General features: G+C 31.3%; 13 protein-coding genes. 2 read left to right on the plus strand and 11 right to left on the minus strand.

The genetic code is table 11. The features are described from left to right. The first annotated feature begins 1 nt into the window (after position 1). Positions 2-1,192 carry a sodium/glutamate symporter gene (gene gltS / locus L8X28_RS03855; RefSeq protein WP_263665570.1) on the plus strand — a complete coding sequence of 397 codons (1,191 nt, stop codon included), beginning with the start codon at positions 2-4 and terminating at the stop codon, positions 1,190-1,192. Between the two features lie 24 nt (positions 1,193-1,216). Here the strand turns inward: gltS and putP are convergent, their stop codons facing one another. The 11 genes from putP to nspC form a co-directional block, all read right to left on the minus strand. After that, a complete protein-coding gene (putP, locus tag L8X28_RS03860; RefSeq protein WP_263665571.1) occupies positions 1,217-2,698 on the minus strand; it encodes a sodium/proline symporter PutP in 1,482 nt (493 codons plus the stop codon). Between the two features lie 12 nt (positions 2,699-2,710). After that, positions 2,711-6,208: a bifunctional proline dehydrogenase/L-glutamate gamma-semialdehyde dehydrogenase gene (locus L8X28_RS03865; protein ID WP_263665572.1), complete on the minus strand. Its 3,498-nt coding sequence runs from the start codon at positions 6,206-6,208 to the stop codon at positions 2,711-2,713. A gap of 138 nt (positions 6,209-6,346) precedes the next feature. Continuing rightward, positions 6,347-7,378 (minus strand): selenide, water dikinase SelD, encoded by a 1,032-nt coding sequence (selD, locus tag L8X28_RS03870; RefSeq protein ID WP_263665573.1) that lies wholly within the window; start codon positions 7,376-7,378, stop codon positions 6,347-6,349. Then, on the minus strand, positions 7,375-7,953 hold the full coding sequence (gene yedF, locus L8X28_RS03875) for a sulfurtransferase-like selenium metabolism protein YedF (protein WP_263665574.1): 579 nt from the start codon (positions 7,951-7,953) through the stop codon (positions 7,375-7,377). Before yedF ends, selD begins: the two co-directional genes overlap by 4 nt. A 48-nt stretch (positions 7,954-8,001) precedes the next feature. Further along, positions 8,002-8,730: a winged helix-turn-helix domain-containing protein gene (locus L8X28_RS03880; protein WP_133319413.1), complete on the minus strand. Its 729-nt coding sequence runs from the start codon at positions 8,728-8,730 to the stop codon at positions 8,002-8,004. 55 nt (positions 8,731-8,785) lie between these two features. After that, positions 8,786-9,355, minus strand: coding sequence for a formate dehydrogenase FDH3 subunit beta (fdh3B, locus tag L8X28_RS03885; protein ID WP_263665575.1), 570 nt, complete (start codon positions 9,353-9,355; stop codon positions 8,786-8,788). Positions 9,356-9,365: 10 nt separating this feature from the next. Beyond that, positions 9,366-12,188 (minus strand): formate dehydrogenase subunit alpha, encoded by a 2,823-nt coding sequence (locus tag L8X28_RS03890; protein WP_263665576.1) that lies wholly within the window; start codon positions 12,186-12,188, stop codon positions 9,366-9,368. Positions 12,189-12,204: 16 nt separating this feature from the next. Further along, positions 12,205-12,408, minus strand: a complete 204-nt coding sequence (locus L8X28_RS03895) for a twin-arginine translocation signal domain-containing protein (protein ID WP_263665577.1) — start codon at positions 12,406-12,408, stop codon at positions 12,205-12,207. A 175-nt stretch (positions 12,409-12,583) separates the two neighbouring features. Continuing rightward, a complete protein-coding gene (locus tag L8X28_RS03900; protein WP_263665578.1) occupies positions 12,584-13,264 on the minus strand; it encodes a molecular chaperone in 681 nt (226 codons plus the stop codon). 63 nt (positions 13,265-13,327) lie between these two features. Next, positions 13,328-14,257, minus strand: a complete 930-nt coding sequence (locus L8X28_RS03905) for a formate dehydrogenase subunit gamma (protein ID WP_263665579.1) — start codon at positions 14,255-14,257, stop codon at positions 13,328-13,330. Positions 14,258-14,393: 136 nt separating this feature from the next. Next, positions 14,394-15,557 (minus strand): carboxynorspermidine decarboxylase, encoded by a 1,164-nt coding sequence (gene nspC, locus L8X28_RS03910; RefSeq protein ID WP_263665580.1) that lies wholly within the window; start codon positions 15,555-15,557, stop codon positions 14,394-14,396. A 144-nt stretch (positions 15,558-15,701) separates the two neighbouring features. Here nspC and L8X28_RS03915 point away from each other — a divergent pair, with 144 nt between their 5' ends. Next, positions 15,702-17,246: a multicopper oxidase family protein gene (locus L8X28_RS03915; RefSeq protein WP_263665581.1), complete on the plus strand. Its 1,545-nt coding sequence runs from the start codon at positions 15,702-15,704 to the stop codon at positions 17,244-17,246. Positions 17,247-17,253 lie beyond the last annotated feature (7 nt).

Here is a 17,253-nt window from a genome sequence, read left to right on the forward strand (position 1 = left end):
TATGAAATTTGATAGTTTAAGTGTATTAGCTATTAGTATCGGGGTTTTATTGTTTGGTATATTTTTGAAAAAACGTTTTTTAATCTTAGAAAAATTTTGCATTCCCGCACCAGTTATAGGTGGATTTTTAATCAGTATAATCATTTGGATTTTAAGTTTTATTGAGATTAAAGTTGATTTTGATACAAGTTTACAAACTCCTTTAATGGTAGCTTTTTTTACCGTAATAGGATTAAGTGGAAGTTTTAAACTCTTAAAAGTAGGAGGAAAAGTACTTTTAATCTATCTAGGTTATTGCTGGTTTATGGCTTTAATGCAAAATTTTATCGGCATTTCCATGATGAGTTTATTCGATTTAAATAAACTATATGGAATTTTATGTGGTGCTGTTTCTTTGGAAGGAGGACATGGAAATGCTATAGCTTTTGGAGGTATGGTTGAAGAATTAAGTGGCTTAAATAACGCTAAAGTTTTAGCAGTGGCAGCGGCAACCTTTGGACTGATTTCAGGGTCTTTGCTCGGAGGTCCTGTAGCAAAATATCTTATAAATAAACACAAATTAAAAATCACAACTAATCAAGATATTAAAGATATAGATCCTCTAAAGCATGAAATTCACAATGCAAATTATAAAGATTTTTTAAAATCTTTATTTTTAATATTATGTATTATGTGTATTGGATTTTTTTTAAGTTCCAAATTTACACAATATAGCGGCTATTCTTTGCCTAGTTATGTTGGTGCTATGCTTGTTGCTATTGTTGTAAGAAATATTAATGATTCTTTTAATATTTTCAAGCTAAATCAATATACAATAGATACCATAAGTGAATTAAGCCTTGGTATTTTTTTAACTATGGCTATGATAAATTTAAAAATAAACGAACTAAGTGCTGTTGCTACACCTCTTTTTATTACTTTGATTGTGCAAGTTTTAGCTTTACTATTCTTTACAATTTTTATAGTTTTTAGATTATGCGGAAAAAATTATGATAGTGCGATTATGTGTGCCGGACTTATGGGACATGGTCTAGGTGCAACACCAAATGCAGTAGCAAATATGAATGCAGTTTGTTCTAGATATAATTTAACTTCAAGACAAGCTTTTTTAATAGTACCTTTATGCGGTGCTGTTTTAATTGATATTGTTGCAATACCTTTAAATACTTATTTGATTAATATTTTTTCATAGTTACTCTCGCATATTGCGAGAGTATTAGAGATGTTTTAGCATTGTTTCATAAGCTGCTTTAGTTCCTGGGCGAACTTTAGTTACCATGCTCACTAAAATAATCACAACAGAAGCAGCTAAAAATCCTGGAATGATTTCATAAATAGGAAAATCAAGCCACTCTGCTAAGAAATTTTTATATGCTACAACCACAACTGCACCAGTAATCATACCTGCAATAGCAGCATATCTAGTCATTTTTGACCAAAATAACGAAAAGAGCATTACAGAACCAAAACTTGCTCCAAACCCTGCCCAAGCATAAGCTACTATACTTAATACGCTTGAGTTTTTATCAGTAGAAATAATAAAAGCTATCACAGCTACTGCTAAAACACCAAATCTACCCAAAGTCATCACTGTTTTATTGGACGCTTCTTTGTTAAAAATTCTTTTATAAAAATCCTCTGCTATAGTTGAACTTGAAACAAGCAATTGCGAACTTGCTGTGCTCATAATGGCTGCCAAAATAGCACTTAATAAAACACCTGCTATCCAAGGATTGAAAAGCAATTGCGACATTACGATAAAAATCTTTTCAGGATCTTGCAAACTAAGCTCAAATTTACTCACATAAGCTATACCTAAAATACCTATCAAACAAGCTCCAATTAAAGATATAACCATCCAAGAAATTCCTACAAAAGTAGCAGTTGGAATATCTTTAGTTGATCTTATAGACATAAAACGCACCAAAATATGTGGCTGACCAAAATACCCAAGCCCCCAAGAAAGCGCTGAAACTATACCCAAAAAGCTTAATCCTTCCCCCATGGAAAAAGTATTTGGCTTAATTTCTTTGACTATATTAACAGCTTCACTAAAGCCACCCAAATGATAAATCATCACTATAGGTACGATAATCAAGGCACTCATCATTAATAAACCCTGAATCAAATCCGTCCAACAAACTGCCTTATATCCACCCAAAAATGTATAAGCAACTATAATCACAGTTCCTGTAGTAAGTGCATAATCATATTGGATTCCAAAAGTTGCTTCAAAAAGCTTTGCTCCACCTACAAGTCCTGAAGAAACATAAAAAGTAAAGAATATCAAAATAACAATAGCACAAACTATTCTTAATATATGCTTATCATCATCAAATCTTGTTTCAAAATAATCTGGAATTGTAATAGAATTTGCAATCACACTAGTATAAATTCTAAGTCTTTTTGCTACAAAAGCCCAGTTTAAAAATGCTCCTATACTAAGACCTATTGCAATATAGCTTTCAGCTAAACCACTTACATATAAAGCTCCCGGTAAACCCATTAAAAGCCAACCACTCATATCAGAAGCTCCAGCACTAAGTGCTGAAACTACTGGCCCCATAGAACGACCACCTAAAAAATAATCCTCTGAGTTTTTATTTTGTTTATAAAAATAAAATCCAATAAAAAGCATTAATGCTGAATATGCGACAAACATTATCGCAATTTGAGTATTAATGTGCACAACCTCCATTTTTTCTCCTTTTTATTTTAAAGCACGAATGCCTAAATTTCCATAACGGTGGAAAGATATACTTAAAGCTTTTTCATTATGATATAAAAGCAACTCAAAACGCCCATTCATTAAAGGCTTAGCATTGGCAATGATTTTTGCACAACTTGCTGCTTTTATGAAAATTTCATCATTAATATTTAATGGAGCAAAATAACGAATTCTTTCATAATCAGCTATTTTGCTAATGAAATTTTCTTTACTTTCTTTAAGGAATAAAGTTTTTGAACTAATTTTTTGATTAATCTTTTGCACAAGATCTATTTTCTCATGCTCATCGTAACTTAAAATAAGATCAATATTTAGCACACTGGCTGCTAAAATAACCCCTAAAATATCTTTTAAACTATCATCTTTATGTACTCTATAAGCGATATTTTTAACCTTTGTATAAGAGAAAATATTATCCTCGCCTCTTATATTGACATAATCTTTTGCACTTGCAAATTCATGTTTTGCATGATAAGCATAGCTTCTTGCCATAGCTTTAATGACTTCAAAATCGGCTTTATCTTTTTCATTTAAATCCAAGCTTAAAGCATTTAAATTTGATACTAATTCATTATCTAAAACATTTTGATCAGCTTGACTTTGCTCTATATCTAAAAATTGAGTGATGTAATTATAAATTCCAACTTTTCTACCAAAACCAATGGCTGATTTTTTAATACCACCAAAAGGTTGTCTAAGAACTATAGCTCCTGTTGTTGGTTTATTGATGTAAATATTTCCTGCCTCTATGTGAGTGTGGAAGTATTCCCATTCTCTCTCATCTAAACTTTCAAATCCTGCTGTAAGTCCATAACCTGTAGAATTTACTATATCAATAGCTTCTTTTAAATCTTTTGCTTTCATTACAGTTAAAATTGGCGCAAAAAGCTCATTCATGTGTGTAAAATCACCTTTTTTTGTACCATATTTAATCCCTGGAGTTAAAAGATAAGGATTATCATCTACAAATTTAGGCTTTAAAGCCCAACTTTCATATGGAGCTAACTCATCTAATGCTTTTTGCAGTTTTACATCTGGTTTATCTGCTAAAGCTCCAAGTTTATTTTTAAATACAAATGGATTTCCAACCGCCATAGAACTAGCAGCATCTACCAAGGTCTTTTTAAATTCCTCATCTTCATAAACTTCTTCTTCCAAAACAAGTAAAGAAGTAGCAGAGCATTTTTGACCTGAATTTGAAAATGCTGAATGAATGATATTTTTAATCGCACTATCACGATCAGCAAATTTAGAAACAATAGTTGCATTTTTACCGCCTGTTTCAGCACTTAAAAGTAAGGTTGGATTAGCTTTGAGCATTGCATAAGCAGTTTCTTCTCCACCGGTTAATACTGAAAATTTCACACTTTGATCAACAAGCAAGTATTTTGATATATCACTACCTTTAGCAGGTAAGAAAATCAAAGCATCTTTTGGAATTCCCGCATCCCAAAAGCATTTACAAAGCATATAACCTGTTAGCATGGATAAAGATGATGGCTTATATATTACTTTATTACCTGCAGCCAAAGGTGCTGCTATGGTTCCTACTGAAATACCTACTGGAAAATTCCATGGTGCAATTACCACACCTATGCCTTTTGCTTTAAAAGTAGTATTTGGATTTTGCTCTTTTAGTTTTTCCAAAGAATGTGGGTAAAATTCTAAAAAGTCTATAGCCTCACTAACTTCAGGATCAATCTCTAAGAAAGTTTTTCCTACTTCTAAAGCTGCTATACCTATTAAATCTCCTCTACGATCTCTAACAAGTTGAGCAGTTTTTGCTAAAATCTTATAAATTTCATCATGACTTAAATCACTAAAATTTGAGCTCTTAGCTACATCTAAAGCATATTTAATCTCTTTTTGGCCTGCTAAATGTGCTTTACCTATAGTGCGATTTTTGATTTTATCTTTAACTTCTATTACTTGTAAATTTTCATTTTTAATTTCTTCTTTTGCAACCGGATACACATCATAATTTTTTAAATTTTCATATTTAGTTCTTATATTTTTGGCCCATTCTCTATTTGCTTTTAAGATAAAATCTGTATCAGGTTCGTTTTTAAATTCTTTACTCTCATAAGAACTAATAGCCTTTGTCTCATTATTTCTATCTTGAGTTCTATGAGTAGAATTATCCAAACTAGCAACGCCTTCTAAAGATTTTATAAATAATTCTTTTTGCATTTGCCAATTTTTATCATTGATTTTAAGGTTGAAAAAATATCTCATGAAATTATCTTCACTAGTATTTTCATCAAGTCTTCTTACTAAGTAAGCAATGGCATTATTAAAATGCGCTTCATCACACACCGGTGCATAAAGTATAAGATCATGCATTTTAGAAAGCTCATAAGAGCATTGCAAGCTCATACCTTCAAGCATTTCAAAAGTAAAAGATGATAAAGCTCCTGCTTGTGAAATTCTAGTATAAGCATAAGCAATTTCAAATAAATTGTGACTCGCAATACCTACATTAATATATTTATAATTATCGCCTTCTAAGACAAAATCAAGCATTTTCTTATAATTACTATCTGTGTCAATTTTTTTATAAAAAGTAGGTAGAGCCCAACCTCTTTGCGAAGCTATAGTTTCTTCACTTTCCATATTCGCTCCTTTAACAAAGCGAATTTTTATAGGCTTCATACCTTTTAAAACTCTTTCTTTTGAAAAAGCAAAAAGTTTTTTCAAATATTCATAAGAATCAGGAAGATAAGCTTGTAAAACGATACCTGCTTTAATATTATACTTTGCAATACTTTCCATAAAAGCTTCAACGGTTAATTCTAAATCTCTAAATTCCTCCATATCAAGATTGATAAATTTAGACACACCTTGCTTTTTTTCTTCTTCTAAAGCAAGAGCATATAATTTATCCAATCTTTTTACCACTTCATCTTTAGAGTATTCAAAATCAATAATATTAATTTGAGAAAAAATGGTAGTGATTTTAATTGAAATATAAGTAATATAGCTTGTTTTTAATGCTTCTTCATATTTTTTTACTCTATAAGCACTCTCAGCCTCACCTAAAACCTCTTCACCAATTAAATTTACATTTAAAGTAATTTTATCTTCATCTTTTCTTTTACGCATATGAGGCTCTAAAACACTAGGATTTGCATCTAAAACCATAGCTTTAGTATCTTCTCTTAAATGCTTAATGAAAAATGGCACACTAAGAGTTGGTGCAAATTTTCCAAAATTTAAAAATGAAAAAAGCAAAAATTTTTCAAAAGCACTAAAAAAATCTGCTATACCATATTTATTTAAAGTATGCTCTATAAGCTCAAAACTCGCACTTTTATCTTTACATCTAAAAGAGCGATCTAAAAGTTCAATCAACATCACTTTATTTTTAGGATTGTTTAAAAGTTTTTGCATTTTGGCGTGAAATTCTTTTTCACTTTGAGAGATATTACTTTCTATTTTTCTTTGTAATTCTTCAGCTAATTGCAAAGCTTTTTGTATCATTTCTTCCTCCATTTAGTAATTAATATCTTTTATGATACAAAAATAGCCACAAAAATCAACATATATTTATTTATAATTTATTTTTTTATGTAAAAAAGTAACAAATATAAACATATATTTTTAATTGTAAATAAAATATTAGCGTAATAATAAATAATTATGAGTATTTCTTACACATCTAGCAATAATCTTTGCCTCTATATTGTAATCTTTCAAAATTTTCAAAGCCTCATTTGCATCTTTTTCACTCATTGCAGCTAAAAGTCCACCTGAAGTTTGAGGATCAAAATACATTATATCTTCATCTTTTTCATTTAAATTATCAACCCAAATTTTTAGGCTATCTTTATTTTTATAAGCTCCCGCTGGGATTATCCCCATATTAGCCATTGGCAAAACTCCATCCATTAAAGGAATTTCATTTTTATACACTTCTATCATAATCTCTTCATTTAACATTTCTTTTAAATGTCCCAAAAGGCCAAAACCAGTAACATCACTTAAAGCACTAAGACTTTTAAACCCCTTTAAAATACGACTTGCGTAAAGATTTAAAAAACTCATTTGCTCTATTGCTTTTAAAATCTTTGCTTTTTCTAGCAAACCAGCCTTGATAGCAGTGCTAATAATGCCACTACCTATAGGCTTAGTAAGTAAAATAACATCACCATCTTTTGCACTATTATTAGCTATAAATTTCTTAGGATGAACCACACCTGTCACACTAAGACCAAAAATAAATTCATCATTTTCTATAGTATGGCCACCTACTAGCACAGCACCAGCTTCTTCAACCTTAGCTCTAGCACCTTCTAAAACTTCAAGTAAAATTTCATTGTTAAAATGACAAGTATCAAAGCCTACAATATTTAAGGCATTAATCACCTCAGCACCCATAGCAAATACATCACTTAAAGCATTGGCAGCAGCTATAACACCAAAATGATACGCACTATCAACCACAGGTGTGATAAAATCAAGTGTTTGCACTAAAGCTAAATCTTCATTTAGCTTATAAACACTTGCATCTTCGTTATTATCAATACCACTTAAAATGTTTTCATGCGGTTTTAAAATGCCAAGAATTTTGTCAAGACCCACCGAGTCTAGTTTGGCAGCTCAACCCGCAGCTTTTACATATTGAGTTAGTTTTTGGTCTTTATATATCATAAAGAAATAATCTTTGCCTTTCCAAAAAGTTCATTTAAAATTTCATAAGCATTACCTATTTTGCCTATTTTAAGCTCTTTAGTTTTACCAAAAAATTCCAAACATGCCCCACAACTATAAATTTCAACCCCTAAATTTTCAAGCTCTTTCATAGCTTCAAAAGCCATATGAGAACAATCAGTATTCATTAAAACACTATCATTAACACAAAGGATTTTTACAGGTTTATTAGGTAAATCTTTTAAGGTTTTTAAAAAACCTAGCATTAGATTTTTCCCAAGTTCCCCTTCGCCTACTTTATCGCTTTTTAAAAACAACACGTTATATTCTTGTAAATTTTGTTCTTGAATTTGAACTATATTACCATCTTTTATAATGCTAATAATACTTTCATCATTTACATCTTTCACACTAAAGTTCAAATTTAAAGATTTTAAAAACCTCATTACATTTTCTTTAGAAGCTTGAGAATTTAAAAGAATTTCTAAATTTTCATTTTCTTTTAACTCTTCTAAAGCCTTTTTTGTCTCTATCACAGGACGCGGACAAGCTAAATCTCTACAATCAATTTTCATTTTTTACCTTTTTTACTTAATGATATATTTTTATAACTTGTATTCAAATTAAGTTTTATCTTTTTCTTGATTTTTCTTGAAAAATAATTCTTTAAAGCGCTTATTAGTGTATTCTTCTACATCTTGTTGTAAAATTTTAAAATTTTGAATTAGCTCATAAGCTCTAGGAGTAAGCTTACTACCTGATTGACTTCCTCTTCCTTTTTTAGCAATGAGCAATTCTTCTTTCATATTTTTTTCTAAATCCTGTATATAAAGCCAAGCTTTTTTATAATTCATCCCTAGTTGTTTAGCCGCTTGGGAAATACTTCCGCATTCTCCAACTAATTCTAAAATATCTGTTTTCCCTTTACCAAAAAGTAATTCTCCATCAGGATTTTCTACCCAAATTTTGCTTTTTATATGAAATTTTTTACCTTTTTTTTCTTCAAAACAACCAAGTTCGCAGTATTTAACATCAATTTTATAAGTTTTAAGCGTAGCTCTCATATCAGCCATATTAAAGTTTTTAGCACATTCTAAAGCATCTTTACATGATATGCGACGCTTAGAATCTAGTTTTGTTTCTAATTTTTCTAAAATTTCACTTTTTGCTATATTTTTATTTAACTTTCCAAATTGACCTAACTCGCAATCTGAAATTTTTACATCCATTTTTTTTATACTAGCTTGAAAATCTTCTTTGGAGTATTGTTTTAAAAGCTCTAGTGCTTTTTTACAAGTAAGTTTATTATTTTCATCAAGATTTTTTTGAATTTGCAAATTTAATTCTTCCATGAATTAACCTTGGATTATAAGTAGTAAAAAAGGGTGCCTGTAAACACCCTTTGGGTTATTTTGCATCAAGTCCTAAATTTTGGCCCTTAAGCAAAACTCTTTTTCTATACATTGCACTAACTTCAGCTGCATCACCAACCAAAAGTGCATTTGTAGAACAAACCGCAGCACACATAGGCACTTTACCTTCTGCAATACGATTTTGTCCATAAAGTTCTCTTTCTTCATGAGAGTTAGTAGGTTCAGGACCACCTGCACACATAGTACATTTATCCATTTGACCTTTAATACCAAAAGCACCATCTCTTGGAAATTGTGGAGCACCAAAAGGACATGCATAAAGACAATACCCACAACCTATACAAATTTTTTTATCATGTAAAACAATACCATCAGCTCTAATATAAAAGCATTTTACAGGACAAACTTGCTCACATGGAGCGTCTGTGCAGTGTTGGCAGGCAAGAGTTGTTGAAAACTCTTTTCCTTCTATGCCTTCATTTAGAGTGATTACCTTTCTTCTATTAATCCCCACTGGCACTTCGTGCGCACTTGAACAAGCCACTTGACAAGCAAAGCAAGAAATACAGCGATTATTATCTACATAAAATTTCATTCTAGCCATAACTTACCCCTTAAGCCTTTTCAAGTCTGCAAAGTCCTGCATTAAATTCAGAAATTTGCGTATTTATATCAAAACCATAGTTAGTAACCGTGTTAGAACTTTCACCTATAGTATAAGGTCTAGTGCCTTCAGGATAATTATAACTTAAATCCACTCCTTGCATAATACCCGCAAAGTTATAAGGCAAGCAAATTCTATCCGGTGTAACAGAATGATTATGCACACATTTTACTTTAATCTTAGTACCTTGCGGTGAATGAATCCACATCATATCTCCATCATTTATACCATATTTTAAGGCAAGTTCAGGGTGAACATTAGCAAACATTTCAGGTGTGATTGCAGCAAGATATTTACTAGTTCTCTCAAGCATACCTGCACCACTTAAATTTACTAAACGCATACTTGAAATGATAGTTGGAAACTCTTTACTCCAATCTTTCTTTTGTTGCTCGCTGATAAATTTACTCTCAACTCTGAAGTTTTTCTCTTGATCACCCCAAGTAGGATATTTTTTAACCAAATCCCAACGAGGTGAGTGAATAGGCTCTCTATGTAACGGAATAGGATCTGCAAATTCCCAAACTTTCATTCTAGCTCTTGCATTACCTAAACAGCAAGCACTCTTTTCTCTACATTTTTCTAAAATAATACCTGAAATATCTGTACTCCAGCTAGCGCCCATTAATTCTTTTTCGCTATCACTTAGTTTGATATTAAATACTTTTTCAATATTTGCCTTAGTGATTTGTGGGTAACCACCTTTAACTTTACATCCTTTTGGAGTAAAGGCATCATCTGCTAATTGAGAATGTCCTTCATGCTCTAAACCAAAGCGGTTTCTAAAGCCCATACCGCCTTCTTCATAAGGCACATCAGTATTCCATAATATAGAAGTTCCCGGATGTTGTTCATCCCAACAAGGCCAAGGTAAGCCATAGTATTCGCCTTTAACTTCACCACCAAGACCTCTTTGAGTATCAGGATCAAAATGTTCCCAATTTTGTTGGTGTTTTCTTAAGCGTTCAGCTGAAATACCTCTTAAGCCTATACTTAAAAGACCATTACTCATTTCTCTTGTAGCATCATCAGGCCATATAAAATTATCATCATTATCATCTCTTGTTTGTACAAGCTTATGATCTTTCAATTCCATTTTCATACCGCGAGTATATTCTTTATAAAAACCGAATTTTTTAGCAAAAGCAAACATAATCTCTTGATCTTCTTTGCTTTCATAAATTGGTTTTACTACTTGAGAACGCCATTGCATAGCACGATTAGTCGCAGTGACATAACCTTCTGTTTCAAATTGAGTACAAGCAGGGATAATATAAATACCATCGGAACGATCTGCTAAAACTGCTACTTCATTTACAAAAGGTTCAGCGATTACAATCATATCAAGTTTTTTAAGCGCTTCTTGAATTTTTACCGTATGCGCCATAGAAGTAATACCCGTTCCTTGCACCCAAAGCACACGGATAGGTGAGTTAGAATAAGTTTTTTCTTCATGTAAAACGCCTTGCCACCATTTTGCTAGTGAAAAACCTTTTTCATGTATCCATTCTTTAGAATAAAATCTTGAATTTAAATATTCTCTATCTACATTCCAAAAATTAGCAAAATGATTCCACGCATTATCATCAAGCCCATAATAAGCTGGTAAAGTATCAGCCAAACAGCCCATATCAGTAGCACCTTGAACATTATCATGACCTCTAATGATGTTTGTTCCTGCACCTGGTTTGCCTATATTACCAAGAACGAGTTGTAAGATAGCTAGAATTCTTGTGTTGGAGCTACCTACTGAGTGTTGAGTAATACCTAAAGCCCAAAATAGCGTAGCAGGTTTGATTGTAGCTAGCATTCTTGTAATTTTTTCAAGTTGAGCAGCTGGAACGCCTGTTACATCTTCTACAACTTCAGGAGTCCATTTAGCAGCCTCTGCTTTTATTTCTTCAACACCATAAGTTCTAGTTTTGATTAATTCTTTATCTTCCCAACCGTTTTTGAAGATCAAATGAAGCATACCATAAACTAAAGCTATATCTGTGCCTGGACGAATTCTTACATATTCATCAGCATGTACTGCAGTTTTTGTAAATACAGGATCTACAACTACCAATTTAGCATTATTACGATCTTTTGCTTGTAATAAGTGTTTAAATCCGATAGGATTTGCCACAGCAGTATTTGCACCAAAAATAATCATCATTTTTGAGTGTTTAGTCACATCACCAAAATGATTTGTCATAGCGCCATAACCCCATGTATTCGCCACACCGGCGACTGTTGCGCTGTGTCAAATTCTAGCAACGTGGTCTATATTGTTAGTACCCCAAAATGCTGCAAATTTTCTAAAATAATAAGCTTGTTGGTTATTAAATTTAGCCGAACCTAAAAACATAACGCTATCAGGTCCATTTTCTTTACGGATTTCAAGCATTTTATCACCAATTTCATTGATAGCTTGTTCCCAAGTTAAACGTACCCATTTGCCATTTTCTTTTTTCATAGGATATTTAATACGCTGCTTTGATTTAGTAAGATCGATTTGATCTATCCCTTTACAGCAGTGTGATCCTTGAGAAATAGGATGTTCTATAGCGTTTTCTTGACGCACCCAAACTCCATCTTGTACTTCTGCTTTAATTCCACAGCCTGCACTACAGATACTACAGATTGTTCTAACAATCTTAGAATCTGGATAAGGATTTGCTACTTCTTGTTCACTTGCAGCTCTAATAGCTTTGTTTTCACTACCAAAAGCCGCACTTCCAAGACCAGCAATACCAGCAAGCTTAAGAAAATTTCTTCTTGCTAATGCCATCTTCTTCCTTTCTTAATTAATAAGCTATTTTGTAGTATTTTTCCCAATGCATAGTTTTTCTATAAAGCACTTCTTTTTTAGTACTTTTTCCTAAAACTACGGTATTTTGCTCTTGGTAATCATCTTTAGCTAAAGCATTCATACTTGCCCCAGCTACTACCCCTAAAGCACCAATTTTCAAAGATTTTTTTAAAAAATCCCTTCTTTGATTGGCCTCCATGTTCTCTCCTTTGAAATAAAAGTAAAGAATAACTATAAATACTTATTTTCAAAGTATTTATACACTTAACAAAATAAATTTTGCATATTTTCACTTAAGATTTTATTTAATTTCTATTTTCATAAAAAGATGATTTTGATAATATGTATTTTGGTAACAAAATACATATTAATTTCTATAATTTACTAAGTTCTTCTATATTTGTTTTGCTAAATTTAGTAGGAAGTCTTGGCTCATAAGGAAGTCTTTGTAAAGCCTCATCTGCTACACTTTTACCTTCTTTTTTTATAGGTGCTTGTACTTCCAAATAAGCTCTTTCATTTACAAAAAAGACTTTCATAATATTGGCAATAGCAATGTAAAAATTTGAGTTTTTGTGGATTTGTAATTTTTCTATAAACTCATCTATTACAGGGTTTATCACAAAACGAAATAATTGCTGTGCAACTTTTAAATCATGCTCAATAATACTTGCCATAAAAGCAAACAAAAAGCCAAATTCATCTTCACTTTGCCTACAATCTTCTTTTTTTCTAAATTTGGTTTTTCTAATGATTTCACAGGCTTGAAGCTTCATTTTGCCATCATCCCTACCCTCATCATAAAAAGAAGCACTAATAGGCACATTCACATAAGAAAAATCAAAAAACACTCCATTTTGTTCTTCTTTAAAGCTTGCAAAATCACATGCACTAAGTTTTTCAAAATCAGACTTTAAACTATCATCTAAAGGACTTTGAGCTAAAACTAAAACTTGCTCATGCCAAATTTTAAACTCATTTTCGTCGATAAAATTGAATGCTTTTGAAAAAAATTCATAAAAATATTTACGCGAAAGATCAATATCTTGTATCATTAATTTTCCTTGTTATTTTTATTTGATTATAACAAGGAAAATTTAAAAAAATCAAGTGAGATTTTAAAATTTTGTTTTAGAATCGTAAGTAAATGATGGATTGATTTGTTTTTTATCGCTTAGTTCTTTATACCAATAAGAATGTAAAATATAAACTTCCTCTTCTTCTTTATAACCACTAATCATAGAGTGGATACTTCCTTTAATAGCAAATACGGCCATATAAATATGAATAGCAAAAAATACTGCACATAAAATACCCAAAATATTATGGATGATAGCTGAAGCTCTTAAAATATCTACATGAGAAATTCCAAAAATAGATTGCAAAGAAGTAGAATTAAAATCAAGGAAAAACATAAACGCACCAGTGATTATCATCAAAAAGCCACCAAAAACAGCTATATAATACCAAGATTTTTGACCAAAGTTAAACTTACCCGCAGGCACAGGTTTTTTCTCTTTGCTTAAATATCCACCTACTATCATCATCCATCTTAAATCATAACTCGCAGGAAGCATTCTTTTAATCCAACACAAAAGCATAGGAATGATGGAAATGATAAATAAAATAGTAGCAATACCATGTAAGTTTTTACACATTCTTACAAAAAATCCACCGCCAAAATACGATCCAAAAATCATAATAAGTCCGGTTGGTACAAGGATAATCCAAGAGATTGCTGCTACAAAATGAAACAATCTTTCAAATACTGAAAAAGCGTAAATTTTCTTACCATCATGAGAAAATTTCTTTGGACCTATGACCATATAATGCAAAGCAAAAGCTGAAATTACGACTATAAGTATAATCAAAACAGCACTTGCAATATACTCACCTTGCAGTTTAGTCCACAAAGCACCAAAATTTTGATAACTTTCTATATTCATCACTCTTTGCACATCCCAAATTTGAGTATTTTTAACTTCAAAATTTTCTTGAGCAAATAGAAAGTTAAAACAGGCTAAAAGAGCTAGTATAACTCTATGCATAAATTACTCCTAAACATTACACGCTAGAAAAAGCTTAGCGTTGTAGTTTTGTTAATTTTCAGTTTCCATTTTTATTTTAAAAAAAGTTTTATTTAAAAAACATAAATTTGTAAAAAACTACAAAAAAACTCAATTTTTAGTTTCTTTTTGAATAATTTTCATAGCCAAATTCTCTTACCATAGATAAATTTTCATTTTTATCTAAGAACATTAAATTTGGAAGTCTTACTCCATTAAAAGTAGTGTTTTTAACTATGGAATAATGAATTTGATCTAAAAATACAATTTTTTGTCCTATTTTTAACTCTTGATTAAAAGCATACTCACCCATGATATCCCCTGCTAGGCAAGTATTGCCACCAAGTAAATAAGCAAATTCATTTTCTTTTAACTCGCTGTAATTTTGTCCATCACGACTTGATAAAATTCTAGCATTTAAAACCTCGCTTGTATAAGGCATGATGATAGTATCTGGCATATGAGCTTCACTTGAAGTATCTAAAATAGCTATTTTTTTCTCATTTTCTACTATATCTATCACACTTGCAACTAAAGTCCCACACTGCCAACCCACAGCCTCACCTGGCTCAAGATATACTTGCACTCCATATTTATCGCTAAATTTTTTACAAAGATCAATTAGTTTTTGCGTGTCATAACCTTCTTTAGTAATATGATGGCCTCCACCAAAATTAACCCATTTCATATTTTTAATAAATTTTGAAAATTTAGCCTCAAAAGCATTTAATACAAGCTCTAAAGAATGCGCACTTTCTTCACACAAAGCATGAAAATGAAGCCCACTTAAAGCACTTAAATCTTCATTTTCAAAATCAATCGCACGAATTCCTAGTCTTGAAAATCTACCACAAGGATTATAAAGTTCTTTTGGGGCTACTGAAAGCTCTGGATTGCAACGCAAACCAAGAGACTTTTTACTTGCTTTGTCTTTAAATTTTTTAAACTGATTAAAAGAATTAAATACTATATGGTGTGAAAGATCTATGATTTCATCTATTTCATCATCTTTAAAAGCAGGTGAAAAAGTATGAATTTCTTTATTCATATATTCTTTTGCAAATTTAGCTTCCCAAAGCCCACTGCAAGTACAGCCTGATAGATACTCACCCACTATATCCATAACACCTGAAAAAGCAAAACCCTTTAGCGCAAGTAAAACTTTTGCTCCACTTTGCTCGCTCACTTTAGCCAAAAGTTCACAATTTTTTCTAAGTTTATCTTCTTCTAAAATATAAGCAGGGGTTTGAAAGTCTTTATCTAGATGATTTTTAATTAGCATTATTTATCCTTAATTTTTGATTTAAAACCACTTGTATAACAAATCATATTAAAATTATATCTTGTTTTTATAATTTACAATCATTAATCAAATAATAGTTATAATCAAAATCCAAATCAAAATTAATTTAGGAGTAAAAATTTAATGGACAGAAGGTTATTTTTAAAATTTAATGCTTTAGGTTTAGCAAGTATTAGCAGTGCTTATGCAATGGGGGATCATTCTCATCATAATATGCACTCAAAACATACACAAAAAGATACAAAAGAAATCGATACTTCTTTTATCAAACTAGAAAATCCAAACATTAAACTACTCGATGAAAAAGACTTTCCTAGCGGACAAACATTAGCAAATTTAAAACTTCTAAAAAACACAAGTACAAAGAAAAATTTCTTTAGATCAAGTATAGAAATCAAAGAAAGTCAAATAGAGCTTGTTAAAGGTAAAAAAACAAAATGCTTTACTTACAATGGCTCTATACCTGGACCTAAAATAGAAGTTTATGAAGGTGATACGGTTGAAATTTTGGTAAAAAATAGTTTAAAAGAGCCAACTACTATCCACTGGCATGGACTTGACATACCACCTGAGCAAGATGGCAACCCACACGATCCTATCATGCCTGGTAGAGAAAGAATTTATCGCTTTAAACTTGGAGAAAATTCAGCAGGAACTTACTGGTATCATCCGCACCCACACTACACCACAGCAAAGCAAGTTTATAAAGGCTTAGCAGGGGTATTTGTAGTAAAAGCTAAAAAAGATGCGTTGTCGCATTTACAAGAACAAGATTGGGTGATTAGTGATTTGCGTTTAGATGAAAACGCACAAATTCCTGATAATAATTTATTTGATTGGCTAAATGGTAGAGAAGGAAATTTAGTTCTTATCAATGGACAATTAAAACCAAAAATAACACTTGACAAAGCTCAAAGAATTCGTATTTATAATTTTTGTGCGGCAAGATATTTAAATTTACGCATTAAAGGTGCTAAATTTATTTTAGTAGGAACTGATGGAGGGCTTATAGAAAAAGGTGTTGAATTAGATGAATTATTTTTAAGTCCTGCTTCAAGAGTAGAAGTGCTAATCAAAGCAAGTAAGGGTGAATTTAAACTTGAAAGTACTTATTATGACCGCGATAAAATGCTTGTTAAAGAAGAACCTTACACTCTTATGTTAGCCGATCTTAAAGTAGAAAAAACTATAGAAAACATACCTGAAAAGCTACGAGAATTTTCACCTTTAAAAGAAGCTACAAGCTTTAAAGAAGTGATTATGAGCGAAGATCATATGCAAATGCATGGTATTAGTAAAAAAAGTGAAGAAGAAATCAAAAAAAGCCTTGCCTCTATGTTTTTAATCAATGGTAAAACATTTGATATGAATAGAACGGATTTAACCTCAAAATTAAATGAAGTAGAAGAATGGGTAATAAAAAACAAATCGCACATGGATCATCCTTTCCATATACATGGAACACAATTTGAACTCATATCTTCTAAATTTAAGGGTAAAATAACAAAAGCAAAATTCAGAGCATTGCAAGATACGATTAATGTAAGACCTGGAGAAGAATTAAGACTTAGAATGAGTCAAAAATTTACCGGTATTAGAATGTTTCACTGCCATATTTTAGAGCATGAAGATCTTGGAATGATGGGAATTTTAGAAATCAAAGAATAAAGGTAAA

This window comes from Campylobacter sp. CNRCH_2016_0050h (assembly GCF_025772605.1).
Taxonomy (GTDB): Bacteria; Campylobacterota; Campylobacteria; order Campylobacterales; family Campylobacteraceae; genus Campylobacter_D; species Campylobacter_D lari_D.

Excerpts from the sequence above, each read along its gene's own strand:
- gltS (WP_263665570.1), top strand. The coding sequence starts at position 2 with ATGAAATTTGATAGTTTAAGTGTATTAGCTATTAGTATCGGGGTTTTA.
- putP (WP_263665571.1), bottom strand. The coding sequence starts at position 2,698 with ATGGAGGTTGTGCACATTAATACTCAAATTGCGATAATGTTTGTCGCA.
- L8X28_RS03865 (WP_263665572.1), bottom strand. The coding sequence starts at position 6,208 with ATGATACAAAAAGCTTTGCAATTAGCTGAAGAATTACAAAGAAAAATA.
- yedF (WP_263665574.1), bottom strand. The coding sequence starts at position 7,953 with ATGAAAATTGATTGTAGAGATTTAGCTTGTCCGCGTCCTGTGATAGAG.
- L8X28_RS03880 (WP_133319413.1), bottom strand. The coding sequence starts at position 8,730 with ATGGAAGAATTAAATTTGCAAATTCAAAAAAATCTTGATGAAAATAAT.
- fdh3B (WP_263665575.1), bottom strand. The coding sequence starts at position 9,355 with ATGGCTAGAATGAAATTTTATGTAGATAATAATCGCTGTATTTCTTGC.
- L8X28_RS03895 (WP_263665577.1), bottom strand. The coding sequence starts at position 12,408 with ATGGAGGCCAATCAAAGAAGGGATTTTTTAAAAAAATCTTTGAAAATT.
- L8X28_RS03900 (WP_263665578.1), bottom strand. The coding sequence starts at position 13,264 with ATGATACAAGATATTGATCTTTCGCGTAAATATTTTTATGAATTTTTT.
- L8X28_RS03905 (WP_263665579.1), bottom strand. The coding sequence starts at position 14,257 with ATGCATAGAGTTATACTAGCTCTTTTAGCCTGTTTTAACTTTCTATTT.
- nspC (WP_263665580.1), bottom strand. The coding sequence starts at position 15,557 with ATGCTAATTAAAAATCATCTAGATAAAGACTTTCAAACCCCTGCTTAT.
- L8X28_RS03915 (WP_263665581.1), top strand. The coding sequence starts at position 15,702 with ATGGACAGAAGGTTATTTTTAAAATTTAATGCTTTAGGTTTAGCAAGT.